At 27.1% G+C, this 23,693-nt stretch carries 25 protein-coding genes; all 25 read right to left on the reverse strand.

Annotated features, from left to right (window positions below):
* Window positions 1–439 (reverse strand): TatD family hydrolase (locus BN899_RS09910; RefSeq protein WP_042275002.1); only part of this gene is annotated, 439 nt, incomplete at its 3' end.
* A gap of 170 nt (window positions 440–609) precedes the next feature.
* The gene (locus BN899_RS09915; protein ID WP_042275003.1) at window positions 610–2,625 is read right to left on the reverse strand and encodes a thioredoxin domain-containing protein; all 2,016 of its coding nucleotides are present in this window, start codon (window positions 2,623–2,625) and stop codon (window positions 610–612) included.
* A 137-nt stretch (window positions 2,626–2,762) separates the two neighbouring features.
* Window positions 2,763–3,338 carry a hypothetical protein gene (locus BN899_RS09920; protein ID WP_052356791.1) on the reverse strand — a complete coding sequence of 192 codons (576 nt, stop codon included), beginning with the start codon at window positions 3,336–3,338 and terminating at the stop codon, window positions 2,763–2,765.
* A 106-nt stretch (window positions 3,339–3,444) separates the two neighbouring features.
* Complete coding sequence (locus BN899_RS09925; RefSeq protein WP_207636852.1) at window positions 3,445–4,104, reverse strand: HugZ family pyridoxamine 5'-phosphate oxidase; 660 nt, start codon at window positions 4,102–4,104, stop codon at window positions 3,445–3,447.
* Between the two features lie 199 nt (window positions 4,105–4,303).
* A complete protein-coding gene (locus BN899_RS21000) occupies window positions 4,304–4,546 on the reverse strand; it encodes a LytTR family DNA-binding domain-containing protein (protein ID WP_081712230.1) in 243 nt (80 codons plus the stop codon).
* The gene (locus BN899_RS18660) at window positions 4,543–5,043 is read right to left on the reverse strand and encodes a LytR/AlgR family response regulator transcription factor (protein ID WP_052356792.1); all 501 of its coding nucleotides are present in this window, start codon (window positions 5,041–5,043) and stop codon (window positions 4,543–4,545) included. The genes BN899_RS21000 and BN899_RS18660 overlap by 4 nt, the downstream gene beginning before the upstream one ends.
* A gap of 13 nt (window positions 5,044–5,056) precedes the next feature.
* A complete protein-coding gene (locus BN899_RS09935; protein WP_161628743.1) occupies window positions 5,057–6,139 on the reverse strand; it encodes a sensor histidine kinase in 1,083 nt (360 codons plus the stop codon).
* A 248-nt stretch (window positions 6,140–6,387) separates the two neighbouring features.
* Window positions 6,388–7,758 (reverse strand): hypothetical protein, encoded by a 1,371-nt coding sequence (locus tag BN899_RS09940; RefSeq protein WP_147568531.1) that lies wholly within the window; start codon window positions 7,756–7,758, stop codon window positions 6,388–6,390.
* Window positions 7,759–7,826: 68 nt separating this feature from the next.
* The gene (locus BN899_RS18665) at window positions 7,827–8,015 is read right to left on the reverse strand and encodes a hypothetical protein (protein WP_052356794.1); all 189 of its coding nucleotides are present in this window, start codon (window positions 8,013–8,015) and stop codon (window positions 7,827–7,829) included.
* 2 nt (window positions 8,016–8,017) lie between these two features.
* Window positions 8,018–8,803, reverse strand: coding sequence for an ABC transporter ATP-binding protein (locus BN899_RS09945; RefSeq protein WP_042275005.1), 786 nt, complete (start codon window positions 8,801–8,803; stop codon window positions 8,018–8,020).
* A gap of 194 nt (window positions 8,804–8,997) precedes the next feature.
* A complete protein-coding gene (locus tag BN899_RS09950; protein WP_042275007.1) occupies window positions 8,998–9,525 on the reverse strand; it encodes a 4Fe-4S dicluster domain-containing protein in 528 nt (175 codons plus the stop codon).
* Complete coding sequence (locus BN899_RS09955) at window positions 9,525–10,901, reverse strand: [FeFe] hydrogenase, group A (protein WP_042275008.1); 1,377 nt, start codon at window positions 10,899–10,901, stop codon at window positions 9,525–9,527. The genes BN899_RS09950 and BN899_RS09955 overlap by 1 nt, the downstream gene beginning before the upstream one ends.
* 17 nt (window positions 10,902–10,918) lie before the next feature.
* Complete coding sequence (locus BN899_RS09960; RefSeq protein WP_042275009.1) at window positions 10,919–11,470, reverse strand: 4Fe-4S dicluster domain-containing protein; 552 nt, start codon at window positions 11,468–11,470, stop codon at window positions 10,919–10,921.
* A 30-nt stretch (window positions 11,471–11,500) separates the two neighbouring features.
* Entirely contained in the window at window positions 11,501–12,214 is a 714-nt protein-coding gene (fdhD, locus tag BN899_RS09965; RefSeq protein ID WP_052356795.1) for a formate dehydrogenase accessory sulfurtransferase FdhD, read from the reverse strand.
* Entirely contained in the window at window positions 12,211–14,361 is a 2,151-nt protein-coding gene (gene fdhF / locus BN899_RS09970; protein ID WP_081712232.1) for a formate dehydrogenase subunit alpha, read from the reverse strand. Before fdhF ends, fdhD begins: the two co-directional genes overlap by 4 nt.
* 190 nt (window positions 14,362–14,551) lie before the next feature.
* The gene (proC, locus tag BN899_RS09980) at window positions 14,552–15,349 is read right to left on the reverse strand and encodes a pyrroline-5-carboxylate reductase (RefSeq protein WP_042275012.1); all 798 of its coding nucleotides are present in this window, start codon (window positions 15,347–15,349) and stop codon (window positions 14,552–14,554) included.
* Between the two features lie 45 nt (window positions 15,350–15,394).
* Window positions 15,395–15,802 carry a DNA-3-methyladenine glycosylase gene (locus BN899_RS20530; protein ID WP_330362522.1) on the reverse strand — a complete coding sequence of 136 codons (408 nt, stop codon included), beginning with the start codon at window positions 15,800–15,802 and terminating at the stop codon, window positions 15,395–15,397.
* A gap of 35 nt (window positions 15,803–15,837) precedes the next feature.
* Window positions 15,838–16,035: a DNA-3-methyladenine glycosylase gene (locus BN899_RS20535; RefSeq protein WP_330362523.1), complete on the reverse strand. Its 198-nt coding sequence runs from the start codon at window positions 16,033–16,035 to the stop codon at window positions 15,838–15,840.
* A 21-nt stretch (window positions 16,036–16,056) separates the two neighbouring features.
* Window positions 16,057–16,869 carry an AbrB family transcriptional regulator gene (locus BN899_RS09990; protein WP_052356796.1) on the reverse strand — a complete coding sequence of 271 codons (813 nt, stop codon included), beginning with the start codon at window positions 16,867–16,869 and terminating at the stop codon, window positions 16,057–16,059.
* Between the two features lie 34 nt (window positions 16,870–16,903).
* Window positions 16,904–17,122: an AbrB family transcriptional regulator gene (locus tag BN899_RS18670; RefSeq protein ID WP_052356797.1), complete on the reverse strand. Its 219-nt coding sequence runs from the start codon at window positions 17,120–17,122 to the stop codon at window positions 16,904–16,906.
* 184 nt (window positions 17,123–17,306) lie between these two features.
* Entirely contained in the window at window positions 17,307–18,437 is a 1,131-nt protein-coding gene (locus BN899_RS09995; protein ID WP_042275013.1) for a sodium ion-translocating decarboxylase subunit beta, read from the reverse strand.
* A 29-nt stretch (window positions 18,438–18,466) separates the two neighbouring features.
* Window positions 18,467–18,817: a biotin/lipoyl-containing protein gene (locus tag BN899_RS10000; protein WP_042275014.1), complete on the reverse strand. Its 351-nt coding sequence runs from the start codon at window positions 18,815–18,817 to the stop codon at window positions 18,467–18,469.
* A gap of 39 nt (window positions 18,818–18,856) precedes the next feature.
* Window positions 18,857–19,156 carry an OadG family protein gene (locus BN899_RS10005; RefSeq protein WP_042275015.1) on the reverse strand — a complete coding sequence of 100 codons (300 nt, stop codon included), beginning with the start codon at window positions 19,154–19,156 and terminating at the stop codon, window positions 18,857–18,859.
* Window positions 19,157–19,173: 17 nt separating this feature from the next.
* Window positions 19,174–20,565, reverse strand: a complete 1,392-nt coding sequence (locus BN899_RS10010; protein ID WP_042275017.1) for an oxaloacetate decarboxylase subunit alpha — start codon at window positions 20,563–20,565, stop codon at window positions 19,174–19,176.
* A gap of 302 nt (window positions 20,566–20,867) precedes the next feature.
* Window positions 20,868–23,657, reverse strand: coding sequence for a sensor histidine kinase (locus tag BN899_RS10015; protein ID WP_052356798.1), 2,790 nt, complete (start codon window positions 23,655–23,657; stop codon window positions 20,868–20,870).
* Between the last annotated feature and the right edge of the window lie 36 nt (window positions 23,658–23,693).

Genomic DNA, 23,693 nt, shown 5'->3' on the forward strand with positions numbered 1-23,693 from the left:
GTATTATAACTTTTTTGTAATTATATTTTTTTAGTTCATTATATATATCAATTTCGGCACCTTTAGTGTGTAAATTCACTATTTTATTTCTCTTTACACTTTCTGCTAATATAAACTTAAATACTTCTCTTTGTTTTTCATAAGTTGATGTATCTTCTACCCATACATAATCTAGTCCTATTTCCCCTATTAATTCACTTTCTTCTATATAAGGAATAAGTTTTTTTAAATCCCCATTAAATTTTGAAGCTCTCCAAGGATGTATTCCAAAACAAGGTTTTATATATTCACTTTTTTTACTGTATTCTTTATTTTTTAAATAGCTTTCTATATCCATACTATTAGCTAATGTAATTATTTTATTTTTATTTATTTCATTTATTGCAATTTCTATATTATCTTCAAAAAAATCTAAATGTGTATGTGAGTCTATATACATAAATCCTCCCAATTCTAATATTTTTAGTAACAAATTTCTTCTATTTATAAATTTAGTTATGATATTTATAATCAATTGTATATTCTATAAATATAATAATATCACTTTTTAATCAATGCTATCATAATTAAATAAAAAGCTCTACTTAATAGCCAAGTAGAGCTTTTTATTTAATTTATACTTTCTTTTAATTTTTCTATATCGTTGAATGGTTGTGAACAACTATTATTTTGACAAATATAATATGTTGTTTTATTATCTTTTAATCCATAGTCCGATAAGTATGGTATCAATTCTTTTTTATAATTTTCATCTTTTACTATCACTATAGTATTTGGATTATAAATTTCATTTAATACATCTTTTAAAGCTTTTACATCTTCTTTATTTTTAGCCACACATACTATCTCTTTTGAAGGATATATTTTATACATTAATGCAGTTAGATAAAAACTATATCCAGTTGGTTCAGATTTTAAGCTATGAAGATATATTTTTAGTTGTTTTTGCGCTAATTCTTCTAGATTAACATCTCCTGTAATACTTGCTAATTTAATTAGATTATAAGTAGCTACTGAGTTTCCTGATGGTTTAGCTCCATCATCTAAGTCTTTTGGTCTGCTTATTAATTCTTCTGCATCTTTTCCATATAAGAAGAATCCTCCATTTTTATTATCCCAGAAAAGTTTTATACTTTCTTTATTTAGTTTAATAGCTTCTTCTAAATATTTTATATCAAATGTTGATTCATATAGTGAAATATAAGCCCATACTAAAAATGAATAATCATCTAAATATGCTAGAAAACCTGCATGATTATCTCTGTATCTAGCTAATAATCTACCTTCTTTATTAACAAGTTTTTCTTTTATAAATTTAATACAATCATTAGCATAACTTAAATAGATTTTGTCTCCTAATAATTTGTAAGCATTAGAAAGAGCTACTACCATTAACCCATTCCATGAAGTAAGTATTTTATCGTCTTTGTGTAAGGTAGTTCTATTTAATCTGTAATCAAATATTTTCTTTCTAAATTCATTTATTTTTTCGTCTTCTTTATCAAATTTATCATTATTTAAAAGATTTAATATATTTTTCCCTTCAAAATTACCACTGTCAGTTACTCCATAATAACTATTGAAATACTTAGCATCTTCCTCTCCCAATACTTTTATTATCTCTAATGGGTTAAATACATAAAATTTACCTTCTTCACCTTCGCTATCAGCATCTTGTGCAGAATAAAATCCTCCATCATTATCTCTTAATTCTCTTATTACATAATCAATAGTTTTTATAGCTATATTTTTATATAGTTCTTTTTTAGTTATACTGTAAGCCTCTAAATAAGTAATTATAAGCATTGCATTATCATAAAGCATTTTCTCAAAATGAGGAACTAACCACATTTTATCTGTTGAATATCTAGAAAATCCATATCCTATATGATCAAATAATCCACCTCTATACATATATTCAAGAGTTTTTTCAGCCATAGCTAAACTTTGATTATCTCCTTCTAACTTATAATATTTTAAAAATAGTAGTATATTTTGAGGTGCAGGAAATTTTGGTTCTTGACCAAATCCACCATATTCTCTATCATAAGCTAATTTAAATATTTTAACAGCGCTGTCTACTAAAGATTTATCTAAATTTCCTTCTATACTTTTAGGCTCAAAGCTTTTTTGTACAAAGTTTAATATTTCTTCTGTTGATTCATTTATTAAATTTTTATCAGTTTTGTATTTATGAGATAATTTCTCTAATAAATCTATAATTCCTATTTTATTATATCTCTGATATTTTGGAAAATATGTTCCCGCAAAAAATGGCTTTTTATCAGGAGTCATAATAATAGTTAGTGGCCATCCACCACTTCCTGTTATAGCTTGACATACTTTCATATATACACTATCTACATCAGGCCTTTCTTCTCTATCTACTTTTATAGATATAAAGTTATCATTTAAAACTTCGGCTACTTCTTCATCTTCAAATGACTCCTTTTCCATAACATGACACCAGTGACAAGTTGAATATCCAATACTTAAAAATATGGGCTTATCTTCTTCTTTTACCCTTTCAAAAGCTTTGTCGCTCCAAGGATACCAATTAACTGGATTATATGCATGTTGTAGTAGATAAGGACTTTTTTCATTAATAAGATTATTTGATTTCATAATTTATCTCCTTAGAAATTACGTTTACTTTATTAGTTCCCATTTAAAGTTTATATTAAAACATTAGTCTATATTTTATATACTAAAAAACTCTCTTATTAATTATTAACAAGGGAGCTTTTTAGTACATAAAATAACTATTCTAGATTAATATATTTATTATCATAAGTATTAAACACAACTTCTATCAAAGTATCATCACTTGATTTATAAGATGAAATTATAAGATCTTCAATAACCCTTACAGTTATTTCATTAAAATTTCCATATATATCACTTAAATCATCATTAAAAAATTGAGTTATAGATTTAGAAAATAAGACAACTACTTTACCTGATAGAGGTTTAGGTATTTCACTTTGAGGAACTACTACTACTCCTTTAAATAATATATTATCTTTAAAGGCTGCATTCATTAGTAACTCTACATCATCTAATGTATATTCAGTTTTGCCATCTGGATAAGGTATAACTCCTATCATAGGATTTTTTATAACTATTTTAACATTTATATTACCTAGTTCAAAGACTGGCTTAATTACTTGTCTAAGAGCTAGAGCAGTTGTCATTTTTTTTGCAGTTATTTCTATTTTATAATTTACATTATCTATGTTTTCTAACTCTCCAACTAATAATTCTTGATCATTTGAAAGAGTATAATATATTTTTCTCCATAGCGTATTCCACGGTGGAGTTAATTTTAAATCTTGCATATTACCACTCCTCTTTTTATTTCTTTAATATTATATTCATTTTTAGACATTTTGTTACAAAATAAGACAAAGCCCTACTTGCTTTCCCAAGTAGAGCTTTACATTTTTAATTTCTATGTCCTATTCCAGTTACTTGCTTTGATTGTATCTCCCCATCAACAAATTTTATGTCAAAAGCTTGACCAAATCCTTTTACAAGTCTTCCGTGCATTATATCAAATTCAAACATGTCAAAATCCATTTTTTTAAACATTGCCATCATTTTAGGATCATGTACTTCATCAAATTTGTTAAATACAGATTCATTAACTGCTTCTAAAATTTTGGCTTCACAGTCAAATGATAGTCTAGCCCTCGCAAATATTGTTTGAGCTTTACTTTCATCTTCTATTATCATAACTGAGCACTTTTTATTATCTCTTAAGTTATAATAGTGGTTAGCTGCTTTGCTTAAGTATACATATATTTTTTCACCTATCATAACAAAAGGTGCATAACTTATTGCTGGATTGTTATCTTTATCTATTGAACTTATCATCAAACTTTTTTGATCTTTTAATAATTTTTCCATGGTATTATTCTCCTTATGTCCTATAAACTTATATTTAATATCAACTTCAATACCTAGTCCTTTTAATAATTTATTTATACCCATAACTGAATCATAATCACAAAATATTGAAACTTTTTTACTTTCTTCATAGAAGTTAAATTTACGTTTAATTCCAAATATATGATTTTTCACACTCTTTATCTCATCATTCATTTTAGCTCTTCACTATAAGATAAGGAATTTTAATTTTTCGATACAGGAAAATCTTTAGGTGCTAACCCTATATTAAAAATGGGCTCTGGTGTAGCATGGATAATGCCGTTTCAAAGTGCAATATTGGCTCCTTTAAATAAATATACAATTTTATAAAATAAAAACAGCTAAATTAATTTAGCTGTTTTTTTTATAAATTTTATACAGAATTTTTACTATCTACCATATTGTCTATAATCTTATTTATTAAAAGCATCGAAATAAGACATCTGCTTCCATCTTCCATAAATAAAATTCTTTGCTTTTTATCAATACGTGATACTTTATCTTTATTTACAATAAAAGATCTATGGCATTTGATAAATCTTTTATCTAATTTATCTTCTATATCTTTTAAAGTTCCTTTAAATTCTACATAACTATCATATGTATGTAAGGCTATTGTTCTTTTTTTGCAGTCTCAAAGAAAAGAATATCATCATACCTTATTCTCTCTACACATTGGTTATTTTCTATTGTTATGTATTCACTCTCAATATTTTTACTAAACTCTTCATCTATAAAAGTCAAACATTCATCTACTTTTTTATAAATCCCTTCTATACTATCTTTAACTATATAATCTACAGCCCGTATGTGATATTTAAATGTAAGCTGACTCATTTCTGGATGAGATGTAACCATTACTATAATGGCATTTTTATCTATATCATTTATTCTTCTAGCTAATTCAATACCATTTATATCTTGACCTATTTCTATATCTAAAAAATAAACCCCATTAGATTTATTTTTACGTATATAATCTAATATTTCATATGCTGAATTTGTGGATAATTGTACTTTTCCTTTTATCCCTTTGTTAATTAATATTTCTTCTATAGTATTTTTTAAATTTTTTCTTTGTTCTTTATTATCTTCACATATAAATATATTCAAATATCTCTCTCCCCTAGCTATATATCTCTAGTTTTTGTATAAAATTTTCATCTAACTTAATTGAAAAACAAATATCTTCATATTTGTCTAATATATCATTTAAATTACTCAATCCTATACCTCTATTTCTTCCTTTTGTAGAAATGCCTCCTTTAAATAATTCGGCTAAACTGTCTATTTTCTTTATATATGTATTTGAAATTAAAAAAGATGTACAACTCGAATTTGTATCTATGCATATATCTATACTAGGTTCTTTACATTCTAGACTTGCTTCTATACAGTTATCTAATATAATGCCTATGACCCTACATAAATCTACAACATTCATATTAATATTTTTTATATTCTCATATATGGTTATATTTATATTTATTCCTAAGTCTTCAGCCTTTATTAATTTAGATAAAATTAATCCCTTAAGTTCTATATTCTTTATATTTGATATTGATGTAATATTAAAATTATATGAATCTAAATTTTCGCTTAAAGGCTCTATATTAGAATTGAAAAACTTTTTTAAACCTTCCATATCATTTTCTTGCATATACCCGTTCATAGACAATAAAATATTTTTATAGTCATGTCTAAATTTTTTCATTTCGTTGGTCATAACTTCTAACTTCTTATTATATTTATTTATTTCGTTCAATCTATTTTCATTGTTTATCATACTTACTAAAAGTATAAATGCTATAAATGTTATAAAATATAAAATCAATAGTATTCTTCCTGAAGGTTGACTTATATCTTCTATTCTAAGTAACTTTATTTGTCTCATAGTCTCTAAGTATATTAGAAGTACTAATATAGACGTTAGTATAATCATTGTTTGAATTTTGACATTGAACTTTTCTATATTTCTCATTACTGATTTATTTATATATCTAGCCAATAAAAATAGTAACAGATAAATAATTATATAGTATATTCCTATATTTAATATATTACGATCTTTATATATGCTTATATTAAACATATCAAAATGTATATTGTAACAAACAATATTAACAACCATACTTAGTAAAGTTGTACTAAGCGGAACTATAATAGTAAGTGATATCTTCTTTGTAGCTTTATATATAATAAATGACATAATAACATTTCCAACGTACAAAGGTGATATTTTTAAATATTTATAAGCGCTTAATAACAATATATATATAATAAAAGAATATATTATTATTAAAAATTTATTAACTTTTAATTTATATATGTTTGTAAAAGTTAATACCATACCTATATATGCTAGAATTGTATAAAAACATATCATTTTATTTCCCCTTTAAATAGTATTGCTAGTAATTAAAAATCATTTTTAAATCTTTAACTTGTTATATTTCTCTATGCTTTAAATATTTTATTCCAGCTTAATTTAATAAATAGTAATAATACTATAAAATAAATTCCTGTATATAATAAACTACTACTAGCTATAAAATGTATTATAGTTATAGTCCCTACAACAAACATTGACTTTATCATAGTTAAAATATTTTCACCTGAGTTAGTATTTTTATACTCTGATGAAAAAGGAAGCTCTTTTTTATTAAGTTTAAATGTAACCATAGAAGTAACTATTATAGCTTCAAACATAACAGCTAAATGAATTATAACTTTAGCTTTAAATATTAATAAAAATCCTATACTTAATGCTATAAAGACAGGAAGTATTAACTTATATATACTAGCTTTAAACATACCTGAATATAAATTTTTCTCATCTTTTATAGGAAGTACATCATAAATCCAAGATGCTTCATACTGACTTGAGAACTTAAGAGTAGTAACTATAGTTTGACTCATTAAAACAAACATATAACCCATTAGGTAATATTTCTCATTGCTTAAACTATTTATATAATTTATTATCCCACTTGAATCATATGAAGACATCATCATTATAAATGGCATGAAAGTAGCTAGGGCTAACGATGGGTACACTTTAGTTTTAAAGTCTCTATCTTTATCTAATACATTATATACGAAATTGAAAAATGTTCTTTCTTCTTTATCTTTACAAATAATTTTACTTGCTTTGTAAGACACGCTCTCTTTATTTTTTATGCTCTTATAAGTATTATCACTTAATTTTTGAAGATTATATTCAAATGTTGGTATAAGCTTTATATATATAAATATTGATACTATCGGTACTATTAATGATAGTACACTTAGTACTCTTATTATATTATTTGGTTCATTTCCTAAAAATATATTAAAGTTAGCTCCAAACCACATTGGAGGAAGTAGTATATTCCAAATTTTAGGAACATATACAAACTTCATATCTACAAAACTAAAAGCTCTAATTACAAATTGATATCCTACTACAAATATAAGCAAAAATCCTATTTGGAATGCATTTATCATATCTTTTAGCTTTTCCCCACTATATAACTTTAATATAACAAAATACATACTTGCAGTTATTATAATCATCAATATATCTATAAATAATATGCTAACTAAAAGTAATACAAAATACATTATACCATATCTAAACGATGCAATAAGTCCACCTCCACCTATTGCTAAGCTTAAAAGAGATATGTATATAAATATATGCGTAATTTTTGCTGCATTTAACGTTTTTGGATCTACCCCTTTAGTGGCTATTATATCTTTATCATTTATATCTAATATAACGCTTGAAAAATCTGATATAAAAACGCTTAAAATCATTATCATAAAGAAACTAAAATATAAACTCATTTTTATAATAGGATTTATATCCATAATAATTATGGGTGCTGAAAATAATCCTATTATTGCATAAACTATTAATGCAGTAAAAAATAGTTTTTATCTTTAGTTGTATCTTCATTAAATCCTGCTACATTTTGCCCACGTCTTCCATCCATTACTAATTTAGATTGGACAATTAATCTCATTATCTTATAGTTTACTCCAGATTTTTGGTAGATACCTTTGAATAAATCTAAGATTTTTAATATAAAAAATTCCTTCATATCTATTCTCCTTTTAAAATATCTACAAATTTATGTGCAAGTTCACTATGTTCATCAAATCCTGTAAGATTATTAAATATTTCTTCCAGAGAACCTTCAAAATTACAATTTTTTATTTCTTCAAAGTTACCGTCAGCCACTATATTACCTTCATTTAAAAGTATTATTCTATCACTAAGCTTTTCAACAACTTCCATTATATGAGATGAATAAAAAATAGTCTTGCCATCTTCTTTTAGCTTTTGCAGTATTTCTTTTATAAGAAGAACACTATTTGCATCAAGTCCACTTAGTGGCTCATCTAAAAATAATATATCTGGATTATGAATTAAAGCTGATATTATTACAACCTTTTGCTTCATTCCCTTTGAGAAAGAAGATAGCCTTGAATTATATGCTTCTTCTATACCTAAAACTTCCATAAGCTTCAAAGCCTTTTCATCACATTCTTCATAATCAAGGCCATATATTTGCCCTGTAAATGTAAGATATTCTCTTGCCGTTAAGCTCTCATATACTTTTGCTATTTCTGGAACATATCCTATTTTTCCTTTATAATTTTTATCTTCATTTTCAATATCTTGTCCAAATATAGATACTTCTCCACTATATCCTTTTACTAAACCTAAAAGTATTTTTATTGTTGTACTTTTTCCTGCACCATTTGAACCGATATATCCTATTATATTCCCCTTATATATCTCTAAGTTTATTCCTTTTAAGACTTCTTTATCGCCATAAGTCATTTTAAGGTTTTTTATTTCTATTATTTTTTCTGAATTACTCATTTTACCTCCCAATAAAGCTATTAATCATTTGATATTATTATAACATAAATATCTATAACTATTAGTTTCAAATTATTAACCATTATCTTAAGCTTTCGTTGCTTTTTGTTAAAATCTTTAGCATAAAAAATATCGGATAAAGTTATTTAACTTAATATCCGATATTTTTCGTTTATATTAATTTTTGGTTATGATTAAAAAGACATGCTACTAGATGCTAACCTTCTTTTATTTTTTACAGAAATATCTAAATCTTCTTTTTTAACGATTTTAAAAGCTTGCGTTGGACATACTTTAACACACTGAGGACCTTCTTCACTTTCAACACATAAGTCACACTTATTAGCTACTATTTTTTCTTTAAAACATAACTTATTTTCATCAATTTCTTTTAAATTTGATAAATCTATTGCACCTATAGGACAAGCTATCATGCAAGTTTTGCATCCTATACATTTTTCCTCTAAAATTTTTATCGAGTCTTTAACTTTAACTATACATCCATTTGGACATGCATTTACACAAACTGCATCCTCGCAATGTCTACATTGTATAGGAGCGCTTACTTTATTAGTCTTTATAACCTCTAATTTAGGATTAAAATTTATATCATCTATATTCTTTTCAAAAATATTTTCGTTGCTATGAGCAACTACACAAGCTATCATACAAGTTCTACATCCTATGCATTTATCCGGATCTGCTATTACAAAAGAGTTCATTAATTAGTCACTTCCTTTCCTATACAATACTTTGTGTGTAATAGTTGATGAGACTTTTCGCTTAATGGTTCATCTAAGTAATCTTTATATATTTGTTTTATTGCTGGATTTTCATGAGATTTTCTAACCTCTAAGTTACTATCATGGTTGTAAATTGATTTTGATCTCTTTGCATATGCAATATTTCTATGCTCTTCTAACAATAACTTTGGTTGTCCCCCTCCACTTACGCACCCAGCAGGACAAGTCATAACCTCTATAAAATCTAAATCTAAATTTCCATTTTCTAAATCTTTCAAAATTGATACTACATTCTTAAGTCCGCTAATAACTCCAACTTTTAAATTTAAATCTCCAACTTTTATAGTTGACTTTCTAATTCCGCTCTCTCCTCTTACCTCTAAAATATCTATTTTAGGTATACTTTCTTTAGTTATTAGTTCATATCCAGTTCTAATAGCAGCTTCCATCACTCCACCAGTCACTCCAAATATTGTAGCAGCTCCAGTATAGTCTCCTAATATATCATCAAACTTATCTTCTATAATATTTTTAAAATCTATATCCATTTCCTTTATTAAATAGGCTAATTCTCTCGTTGTTAAAACAACATCTACATCTTTATATCCACTTGAATTCATTTCTTCTCTATCACACTCATACTTTTTACAAGTACATGGCATTATAGATACACTATATATTTTTGATGGTTCTATTTTATTAAGTTTTGCACCATAGCTTTTAAATATAGCTCCTCCCATTTGCTGTGGTGATTTACATGAAGACAAGTGATTAGTTAAGTGGGGATAATTATCTTCCATAAATTTAACCCAAGCAGGGCAGCAAGAAGTAAACATAGGTAAGTTTTTATTTTCACTTACTCTTTTTATAAGTTCACTACCTTCCTCCATTATAGTTAAATCTGCTGCAAAATTTGTGTCATAAATTCTATCAAAGTTTAATTTTCTAAGAGCTGCTGCCATTTTTCCTGGTGTTAAAACTCCTAAATCATAACCAAAATCTTCACCCAAAGCTACCCTTACCGCTGGTGCACATTGAACTACTGTAAAAGTTTCTGGGTCTTTTAATGCTTCTTTGACTTTTTCTATATCACAAGTGTTAAATGCTGCAAATAATGGTTCTTTTACACTATCAGGAAGTTTTCTTTCTTTTCGTTTATTATCTACAAACTCATAACCTTCATCTATTATAGAAGCATATGATTTACAAATTTGAATACACTGGCCACATATGACACATTTATTGATATCTATTTTTTGAGGTAATCCTTCTTCTCCATAAATCGCATCTACCGGACATACTTTAGAGCATTGTTTGCATCCTGTACATACCTCTTCATCTATATTAACTATCATAAAATCCCCCATATACTTTAGTTTTTAGCCATTAGTAAGCTTATTGCTGCTTTTTTATTTTTGCGTTTTTTATCATCTATCGGATCAATTAACTTTAAAGCTTTATTAGGACATGCATTTATACACGCTATTTTTTCGCTATCTTTACATAAATCACATTTATATGCTATTTTCTTTTCATCTTCTAAATTTATTTGCTCTACTTTTTTTCCTTCTTGATATTGAGGTTGTAGGTCTATTGCCCCTATTGGACATGCCAATAGACAGGTTTTACACCCTACACATAAATTTTCATCTATAAACATTATATTATTTTCTTTTTTAATCGCTCCATTTATACAGCTATTTAGGCATGGTGCATCTTCACAGTGTCTACACTGTATTGGCATACATAAATGTTTATCCTTTACTAAATACAATCTGGGTATAAGTGGTACTTCAACAGTTCCAACTGTAAATCCTATATTATTATTTTTATTATGAGAAGCAAAACAAGCTACCTCACAAGCTCTACAACCTATACACTTACTGTAGTCTGCTACTACAAATGAAGATATACATTTTTCCATATTCCCCCACCTTTTAAACTTAAATTAAGTTTACTTAATTATAATTCTGTGTTCATTCGCATAAATATTCATTCTTCTTCCTCTTACAAATCCAATAAGAGTTATATTTAGTTTTTTTGCAAGTTCTATTGATAAATTAGTCGGAGCTGATTTAGATACAACTATAGGTATATTGTTATTAACAGCTTTTAACATCATTTCCTGAGAAATTCTACCACTTACTACAACTATTTTATCTTCTAAAGATATATCATTAATAATACAATATCCTATAGCCTTATCCATTGCATTATGTCTTGCAACATCTTCACATATTATAAGTTCTTTATTATCATCAAATATGGATACACTATGAACTCCTCCAGTATCTTTAAATAAACTTGAGTAAGTTAAATTTCTCTCCATAATCTTATATATTTTTTCTATATTTATATTAATATCTGATTTTGAAATACCTAATTTTTCAGTTTTTATTCTTTTATCATGGGTATTTACTATAGCAACTCTACTTTCTTTATCTATTTTTAAAGCATCTATATCTTTAAATTTTTCTATATATCCTTTATTTTTAATAAAACCAACAATAAGTTCATAAAGATTGTATGGGGTACATAACAAGGTACCTATATCCACATCATTTAAAATAACCTTTAGTGGATATTCAACAATAATATCTTCATCCAAATTATTCATTTTAGAATCTTCAAACTTTACTATTGGTACTTTTAAGGTTGAATCTATCATATTTTATCCTTCTTAATCATCATACTTTCTCTTATTTTTTTATACTCATCTTTTATATAATTTTCTGCCCATTGTTGATTTTCAATTTTTTCAACTTTAACAGCACAGTATTTGTATTCTGGTGTTTTAGAAATAGGATCTAACTTAGCAATAGTAAGTTCATTACAAGCTCCTATCCACCATTGATAGGTCATATAGGTAGCACCCTTTTTAACTCTATCAGTTACTAATGCTCTAGTTATTACACTACCTCTTCTTGAACTTACTCTTATTAATTCATTTTCATTTATATCTAAGTCTTTTGCATCTTCAATACTTATTTGAAGGTAACCTGGTTCATCTTCAAGACTTCTTAATGCTCTACAATTTCCTGTCATAGTTCTAACTGAATAATGTCCAACCTCTCTTACAGTGCATAAACTAAAAGGATATTCCTCATCTTCCATCTCAAATGGAGGCCTCCACTCTGTAGCAAATAAATTACCTTTACCATTTGGAGTTGAAAATTTTTCACCTTCATATAAATACTTAGTTCCTATATCATTCATGCCCTCACTTTCACATGGCCATTGGACAGATCCTAATTTCTCCATTTTCTCATATGTAGCACCGTAGAAACTTGGACATAAACTTCTCATTTCATCCCATATTTCTTTAGTGTTGTTATATTCCATTTTATATCCCATGGCTGTTGAAATTTCACAAATTATCTGCCAATCGGTTTTTACATCACCTTTTGGCTCTACTGCTTTTCTCATTAATTGGAACCCTCTATCTGCACAAGTATAAACTCCATCATGTTCCCCCCATGAAGTAGATGGCAATACTACATCTGCATGAAGTGCTGTTTTATTCATAAATATATCTTGGACAATAACAAATTCTAATTCATCTAAAGTTTCTCTCACTTCATTTGCATCTGGGTCACTTTGTACTGGGTCTTCTCCAAATATATAATATGCTTTTAGCTTGTTTTCTTTTAAAACTACATCTGGTACTTGAGTTAAACTATATCCATTGTTAGGTGATAGATTTACACCCCATGCTTCTTCAAATTTTTCTCTTACTTTTTCATCTGATACATCTTGATATCCTGGGTATACATTAGGAAGTACTCCCATATCACAAGTTCCTTGGACATTATTTTGCCCACGAACTGGTCCTATTCCAACGCTTTCTCTTCCAAAATTTCCAGTTAAAAGCGCAAGTGATGCTAATCCTTTCACAACATCTACTGCCTGTGAAAATTGAGTAACTCCCATTCCATAAAGTATCATTGCATTTTTACCTTTTGCGTATTCCCTCATTGCTCTTCTTATTAAATCAGCTTTAACTCCTGTGAATTTTTCAGCATATTCTGGTGTGTATATTTTAACGATTTCTTTATATTCTTCAAATCCTTGGGTATGTTTTTTGATAAATTCTTTGTCATAAAGTTCTTCTTCTATTAGTACATTTCCAAAAGCATTTACTAAAATCATATTAGTTCCACCTTTTATAGGTAAATGCATATCAGCAATTCTTGCTGATTCAGTCACCCTTGGATCTGTTACTATTATTTTTGCTCCTTTTTCTTTTGCTCTAACTATTCTTCTTGCTACTATTGGATGTGAATCTGCTCCATTGTATCCAAATATGAAAAGTACATCTGAGTTTTCTATTTCTGGTATAGAATTAGACATTGCGCCATTACCTAATGAGTAAGCCAGACCGGCTACTGATGGTGCATGTCAGACACGAGCACAGTGGTCTATATTGTTAGTACCTATTGTAGCTCTCATAAATTTTTGCATTATATAATTAGCTTCATTTCCTGGCCCTCTCGCAGATCCAGTTCCCATAATAGAATCTGGCCCATACTTTTCTTTTATTTCATTTAATTTATTTGCAGTATAACTTATAGCTTCATCCCATTCTACCTTCTCTAAAATTCCATGCTTTCTTATCATTGGCTTTTTAATTCTTGATGTTAATATTTGTGGATCATTTAAAAAGTCCCATCCATAGTAACCTTTTAAGCATAAGTTTTCTTCATTAGTTCTGCCATTAGCAGGTTCTGCTTTAATTATTTTGTCATCTTTTACTACTAAGTAAAGTTGACATCCTGCTCCACAGTATGGGCAAACCGTTAAAACTTTTTTCTCCATTTAAACTCCTCCCAACATCCTTTTTACTATAAATCCTAATTTAAAATTAAAAAAGAGTATGACAAATTCTTATCATTTAAATTTGCCATACCCTTTTGAATGCTATATCTTTATTATGTATATTTTAAATTGTAGCACAAATATACTCTATTTGCTTAATATATTCATCTGTATTTTAGATGATGCATTTTTATTTCATTCTCTTAGATTTATCAACACATGCACCTATCGCTTTTATTACAGATGATCTCATTCCTTCTTCTTCTAATACTCTTACTGCCTCTATTGTTGTTCCTCCTGGAGAACAAACCATATCTTTTAGCTGACCTGGATGCATATTAGTTTCTAAAACCATCTTAGCTGCACCTAAAACACCTTGAGCACAAAACTTATATGCTTTATCTCTTGGCATACCATTTATTACGCATGCATCAGCCATAGCTTCTATAAACATAAATACATATGCAGGAGAAGACCCACTAGCACCTATTACAGCATCTATTAAGTATTCTTCAACAACTTCACTTTTTCCAAAAGAATTAAATATGTCTTTTACTTTTTTTAAGTCTTTTTCATTTATATTTTTATTTGGACATATGGCACTCATACCTTCATTTACTAATGCTGGAGTATTTGGCATAGTCATTACTATCTTTTTGTCACTTCCTATTATACTTTCTATGCTTTTTATACTTTTTCCTGCTGCTATAGTTACTATTATCTTACTATCATCTATTAAATCATTTATTTGATTTAATACTAGGTCATATATATTTGGCTTTACAGCAACTATTATTATATCTGATTTTTTAGTGACTTCTCTTGAATCCTTAGTTACATTTATATTAAATTCTTTACTTATTCTATCTAGAGTTTCTTCACTTTTTGCAGATGCTATAATATCTTCTGAACTTACAAGATTTGATTTAATTATTCCACCTATCATAGCACTAGCCATATTACCTGCACCTATAAATCCTATTTTCATGTCTTTTCTCCTTTATGTATTAATATTCTTAACTTCGATTATAGTCTAATTCACCTTATTCGCAGAAACATATTTATTGTCTTTTATATAGAATCTCCATAAATAGTCCTTGGCCTCCTCTGCATAATCTATGTTTATACGTTTACTAGTTACTATTTCAAAATCATTATCGCTATATATTTTTTTATCTTTATCATAATAAAAATCACTTATATATAATTCACCATCTAAAATGCTCTTAGAATTTAATTCTTTATTAATATTTAATGCCATGCAAAGTTTTCCCGGGCCATTAGTAATATTTTTTCTTTGATAACTACTTAAATTTTCATAGCTTTTACCAAATCTATTATAAGATATATCTTCAATGCCATTTATAGGCTCTACCGCTCTTATTAAAACGCATTCTGGTATATTTTCTATATTTGCAGATAAATTTAAACAATAATACATTCCATAAATTAAATAAACATATATATGTCCACCATCTAAGTATGTAAAGGTTTTGTTCTATCTGTTTTTTTATCTTTATATACATGAGCAGCCTTATCATTTATTCCCATATACCCTTCTGTTTCTACTATTTTTGTTACTATTTTTTTATTATCATACTCTCTTATTAAATATTTTCCTAATATCCCTTTTGCTACACTTATTCCATCTTTTCTAAAAAAATCTATATCCACATAAAACGCTCCTTATATTTTTTATTGTAAGCTTACTATAACTCTAATTACACTTGGAAATATTACTATTACACTTACAAGTCTGGTTACTTGAAGTAAAGCTATATCTGCTCCATTAGCTCCAAGCTCACTCGCAATTAATGCCATATCTGATGCTCCTGCTGGTGTACAACAAAACATTGCTGTTATAATATCTATATCAAACCATTTACTTATTATAAATCCAATAAGTCCACATATAATAGTATAAGCTATTATCATAGAAATTATAGGAATTATAAATGATTGTAAGCTATATACAACCTCTATAGTTATACTACTACCTATAAATGCTCCAGCTACTACCTGCGCTCCTTGCTTTATTATTGGATATATATATCCTTTATTGCTATAAATTTTTAATCCTGCCACTCCTATTAATGAAAATATCATAGTTCCTGCTGGTATTTTCGTTATCTTTCCTATAACTCCAAATATAATTGCAATCATTAAAGTAAGTATAATCTCTTTATTTTTACTACTATAATTACAATTCTTTTTATCTATATTTAATTCTATAGTAGAAGCAATATCACTTTGGTCACTATTATTATAAACCATTCTTTTTTGAACTTGCTTTATAAGTGTCGGAAATATACTTATAACTGATATAAGCCTTGCTAATTGGAACACTGCCACCATTGAAGTATCTGCTCCCATTTCTGAACTTATTATAGACATATCTGCCATACCACCTGGCACTGCAGCAAATAAAGATGATAATAAATCTAGCGATGTAGTTTTATAAATAAATAAACCTACTAATATATTAAGTATTAAAAGCCCGATTACCATTACTATCGCTGGCTTTATTAATTTTTTATTTCTATTAATTTTCTTTATCCATGTCTATACCTATAAATGCTCCAGCTATAACTTGCACAAAAAATCGAGTTGAATTTTCTACATATGCTACCCCTGTTAAAACATTAAATATACCAACTAATATCATAGATCCAACCATAGCACCTGCTGGTATTTTTAATTTTTTTGCTATAAATGCCCCTATAATTCCTACTAAAATTGTAATAAAAAAATATAAAATCATACTTTTCATGCCCCCCTATATAAAGCCATTATACAAAACAAAGGCATGGAATAATTCCATGCCTTTGTTTTATAAATTTTGTATTTTATAAATATACTAACTTAAATTATACCTTATATTTTTATTTTACTAATATAATAGCATAACTTTTATCCTAATAAGTGTTTATTTTGTGTTTATTTAATTACCCAAAGAATTTAAGCAATATACCTGCAACTACAGCTGAACCTATAACTCCTGCTACATTCGGACCCATTGCATGCATAAGTAAAAAGTTTGAAGGGTTCTCTTCTTGCCCAACTTTTTGAACAACTCTTGCAGCCATTGGTACGGCTGATACACCAGCTGCCCCTATCATTGGGTTTACTTTACCTTTAGTTAGTTTGTACATCAACTTTCCACCTAAAACTCCTGATGCTGTTCCAACTGAAAAAGCAAGTAACCCCATTGCAGTTATACCTAATGTTTGTACCGTTAAAAAAGTTTCTGCATTTGCAGTTGCTCCAACTGTAATACCAAGCATTATTGTTATTATATATAAAAGTGAGTTTTGCGCAGTTTCAACTAGTTTAGGTACAACCCCTGATTCTTTTAATAAATTTCCAAACATAAGCATACCAATTAAAGGTGCTGCAGTAGGTAATAACCCTATAACGATTATCATTGCCACTATAGGAAATATTATTTTTTCAGTCTTAGACACTGGCCTTAGCTGCTCCATTTTTACACTTCGCTCTTTTTCTGTTGTTAAGGCTCTTATTATTGGTGGTTGTATAACTGGTACTAATGCCATGTATGAATAAGCAGCTAGTGCTATAGTTCCTAGTAAATGTGGAGCTAATTTAGATGTTAATTGTATTGCTGTTGGACCATCTGCTCCTCCTATTATACCTATTGACGCCGCTTCAAATCCGCTAAATCCTAAGAATATTGCTCCTAGAAAAGCAAAGAATATCCCAAACTGAGCAGCAGCTCCAAGTAGTATTGTCTTTGGATTTGCAATCATTGGTCCAAAGTCTGTACTTGCACCTATACATAAAAATATAAGTGGTGGAAATATTCCAAGCTTAACTCCTTGATATAAATAATAGAGTAGTCCCCCTACTTGAGTATCAGTTGGAGCTTTCATAAGGTCTACTCCAGGCATATTAACTAGTAACATACCTACTGATATAGGTATTAATAAATATGGTTCATAACCCTTTTTTATAGCTAAATATAAAAATATACATGCTATAGCTATCATAATAATTTCTTTATATGTAATCATTGCAAACCCTGATTCTGTAAAAAAGTCAACTAATATATTACCCACTTTAAAATTCCCCCTTCAGTTAGCTTGAGTTATACTATTTGTAATAAGTTATCACCAAGGTTCACATTTTGACCTTTACTAACACTTATACACTTCACTTTTCCATCAACTGAAGATACTATCTCATTTTCCATTTTCATAGCTTCAAGTATTGCTACTACTTGACCCTTTTTAATATTTTCTCCTTCTTTAACTAATAGATTTAATATTGTTCCAGGCATCGGAGCATTAATCATTTCTCCATCTTTATTTTCTATTGGATTTGAATTTGTTTTGGTTTCTTTTACAACTTCTCTATTAGTATCTTTAGATTCTACTTCCTCTATTTCAACTTCATATACTTTTCCATTTAATTTTATATGATATGTTTTAGCGTTCATATTAATATCCCCCTTTATAAACCTTGAATTTATAAATTATTATTTAATTCTTGTAATTCTCTTTATATGAAGATTTGGATTTATTTTTCCTTTACCGGCCATTATAGATGCCGCCATAGCTACAACTATTTTTTCTTCATCATCTTCATCTGTTACTGCTAATTCCTTGTTACTTTGACTATTAGATTCATATGCTAAGTCTTTCTTGTTATTATTTTCCTTAAAAATATGTTTAAAACTACTTAATACAAATGAAATTATCAATAAAATTATAAATACCAAACTCATACTTGATAAACTTATATATAGTCCCTCTAGTAAATTCACTTCATTTCCCATACTTCAATCCCCTATCTCTACATAGTTACTGTTATATATGAAATTTCATCTTCAACCTTATCACATTTTTTACCATACTTACTTTCTAAGAATTTCGGTGCTACTTGTGGAAATAAAGCATATGCTAAAACATCTTCATCGCATTTTGCCAAATCTCCAATTTCTTTTTTCATACTTTCAAATTCTGGCTTTAATAAATCTGCCGGTCTTATAGTTATAACTTCTTCATTTCCTATTATTTTTTCCCTTATATCTTCGCTTATAGGAGCTGGAGCCTTTCCATATTGTCCTCTTACATAATCTTTTATCTCTTTTGGTACTAACTTATATCTCTCTCCACTTAATACATTGAATAATGCTTGAGTACCAACCATTTGGCTCATTGGTGTTACAAGTGGTGGATAACCTAGATCCTTTCTTACTCTAGGAACTTCTTTTAAAACTTCTTCATATTTATCCTCAGCATTTTGTTGCTTTAGTTGTGATAATAAATTTGATAGCATTCCTCCAGGCACTTGATACTTAAGTGCTTGTGGTTCTGTTAATAATACTTTAGGATTTAATATATTTTCTTTCATATATCTGTCTCTTATTGGTTTAAAGTATTCTGAAATTTTTAAAAGCTTTTCCATATCTAGATTTGGATTTCTTTCCATTTCAGAAAATGTTACTGCTAATGATTCTGTTGGTGGTTGACTCGTTCCTCCACTAAACGGTGATATTGCAGTGTCTATTATATCTACCCCTGCCTCAACAGCCTTCATATATATCATATCTGCTATTCCACTTGTGCAATGTGTATGAAGTTGAATAGGAAGTGTAGTTATTTCTTTAATTTTTTTTACTAAGTCATAGGCATTATATGGAGTTAATACTCCTGCCATATCCTTTATGCAAATTGAATCTGCACCCATATTTTCCATAGTTTTCACTAGTTTTAAGTAATAATCTGTAGTATGTACTTCACTAGTTGTGTACGATATTGCACACTGACAATGACCTTTATACTTTTTTATTGCTTTCATTGATGCTTCTATATTTCTTACATCATTTAATGCATCAAAAACCCTTATTATATCTATTCCATTTTTTATAGATAGCTCTATAAACCTATCTACAGTATCATCTGCATAGTTTCTATACCCAAGTAAATTTTGTCCCCTTAAAAGCATTTGAAGCTTTGTGTTTTTTACTTTTGATCTTATCTTTCTTAATCTTTCCCAAGGATCTTCATCTAAAAATCTTATACATGCATCAAATGTAGCTCCACCCCATACCTCTAAAGAATGGTAACCCACTTGATCCATAGTCTCTAATATTGGTACTATTTCTTCAGTTTTCAATCTAGTCGCTATTAAGGATTGATGCCCATCTCTTAAAGCTGTTTCAGTTATTTTAAGCTGATTCATTTAAATATTACACTCCCCCCTAAAATTTGCTTAAGCTAAATGTGATATTACCTAAAATTAATAATTCACTAAAATACTAAATCTTAGTTTTTTATTAATTTATTAAAACACAATCTCTTATACTCCTAAAATATTAACCTATTTATATATTTTTACTTAACTTCTTTATACAAGATAATTATATAACGTTTTCCTGTTTTTTTTAATAGATTTTTATGTTTTTTTATGTTTTTATTTTTTTAAAAATTTTGCATGATAAAAAGTACTATAAATAATTTATAGTACTTTTTATATCTAAGCATTTATTTGTATATGTCAAAGAATTCTATTTTAAATTTTTCTATATTGTTGCTGTATTCAACAATTGTTTCCTCTTCTTCTTTTACTTTTTTAATAGGAAACTCAACTATAATTTCTGTACCTTCATGTAATTTACTTTTTATATCAATGCTTCCATCTTGAACTTCTACTAATGATTTTGATAGATATAGCCCTATTCCACTACCAAACTCATTTGATACCCCTCCATCTTCTATCTGTTTGAATCTTCCAAATATATCTGTAAGTTTTTCTTCCTCTATACCTACTCCATTATCTTTAACTATTATTTGTACTTTATTTCCTACTTTATATACTGCAACTAATATTTCACCTTTAGATTTTGTGAACTTAATAGCATTAGATAGTAAATTTAGAACTATCCTTTCAATGGTCTCAGGATCTAATCCTACTAATAATATTTCTTCATTAGTATCAAATATTAAGTTTAAATCTTTTGCACTTGCGTATGGCTGTACAGAGCTAACTATTTCTTCAATTAAATACACAATATCAAAGTTTACAGATTTTATCTTGTAAATTTCAGACTTTACTTGTGATATATTTATAATATTATCAATAAGCCTTACTAATCTAAGCATATTTTGCTTTATAATCTTTACATGATTTGATATTTCATTATTTCCATCTTTTACTTTATTTTTATTATATAAATTTTCTACTAGTTGAGTTGAACTATATATATTATTTAATGGAGTTTTTAACTCATGAGACATATTAGCATAAAACTCCATTTTTAATTGATCATACTCTCTTTGCCTTATTAGTATCTCCTTTATTCTTTCAGCTTCTCTTTGTTGTCCTAGATCATCAATCAACTTTACTTTAAATCGTTCTTCTCCCATATACCAAGTTTTAGTTGATATCTTTATTTCTTTTATTTTTTTGTCTTCATTAACTATATATATGCTTTTGTCTTTTTCTCCAACATGTAAGTTATATAAAAACTTAGTATATAATCTATCTCTATATTTAATTGATAAATTTTCTATTTTTTCTCTATCTCCTCTTATACCAAATATTTCTCTAAATTTTTTGTTAGTATAAATTATTTTTTCAGTTCTTGCTGATTCAATTATTATACCCTCCGGTATCGAGTTTAAGACTTGTCTATAAATCTGGTTTTGTCTATTCACACCTCTATATGTATTTATTTCCTCAGTCATATCTTTTAATATTAATATCTTATGATTACTACCATCTTCTATGTAATCGTCTACAGTTATTTCTATGTTTCGATTTGTACATTCTTTATCTTCCATAACCGTGGTTATAAGATTATAGTCTTTTGCATTTTCTTGTATATTTTTAATTTTTTCCTCAATGGTTAAACTTAATTTATTATAATGTTTATTATCTAAAAATTCGATATTAAATGTTTTATAATAATCTAATAAATTCATACCTTCTAAGTCCTCTTTACTATATCCAAATAACTTTGAAAAACTTTTATTTATGCCTAAAATATCAATCTCTTCTATTGAATTACTAGAAGTTCTAATCATTATAGAACATGGTATGTTCTCAATTATATACTCATACTCTTCTTTTATATCTTTAAGTTCCTGTTCTAATTTAACTTCTTTTGTAATATTGTTTAAACAAATTAAATAAGTGCTATCTAATAAATTGTTATTTATATTTAAAGTATAAATATCTTCATTTAAATAAATAATTTTATCTGCTATGCACTCTTTATTTTTATTAATTATAATATCTTCTTTTATTTGTTTATAATCTTTTATATCTATTATTAAATCAAAAAAGTTTTCTATATCTTCACTAAAAATATTTTTATATTTATTATTTGTATATAATATATTAAATTCATAATCTGTAATTATCCATATATTTGGCATAGCATCTAAAGACTGATTTAATAATTCATTTCTTTGGTTTATATATTTTTTTATTTTGTTGCAAATTTCAATTTCATTTTCAATTGCATTATTTATTTTATTTAATTGTTTTGATTTATTATCAAGTTCTTTATTTGTATTTAATAGCTCACAATATGGATTTTTTATTATATTTTTTATACAATACTGATATCCATAATATGTATAATTAAATAAAATAAGATATATAATTCCTTTAAGTAAGTATACATGAGTTAAACTATACTTAAATATATATACAACATACAAAACACCTAATATGTTACCAATTAAGGATATAACCGATAAGTTTTTTATCATCTCATAATGCTTCATATTTTTATTTTCTTTCTTTTGAGATAATAATACATTATAAAGAGCTATCCCGAGATTAGTAACCATAAATAAATTATTAGTTAGTATTTTATTTATATGAACTATGCACATACTATATAAAAGTGCTAATATTATATAAAAAATTATTAGACTATATCTTTTTATTATTTTTTTTTCATTATGTCTAATATATATATAGTTAGTTAAGTTTATTATAATAAAATTTAAAATAAAAAATTGAAATACATTTTCCTCTATCTTAACAGCACTCAATCCAGCTAAAATAACTAATACTATACTACTTACGTTCATTATATTAAAAAATTTTTGATTTTCTGAAACTATATTATGACCTATTGTGTATATAAATATCCACAATAAGCTTATTCTGCCTATATTTATGAATGTAGAATAAAGATCAATATTTATTATTCCAATAATAGTAAATATTATATTTATTATTATATAACCTCTACAATCTTTAATTAATCTCTTTAAATCATTACTATCTTCTTTTATATCAGCACAACTTGCATTCATAAAATTCCCCACTTTTTATATTTTATATAAATATAT

The sequence above is a fragment of the Faecalimicrobium dakarense genome (assembly GCF_000499525.1).
Lineage (GTDB): Bacteria > Bacillota > Clostridia > Peptostreptococcales > Peptostreptococcaceae > Faecalimicrobium > Faecalimicrobium dakarense.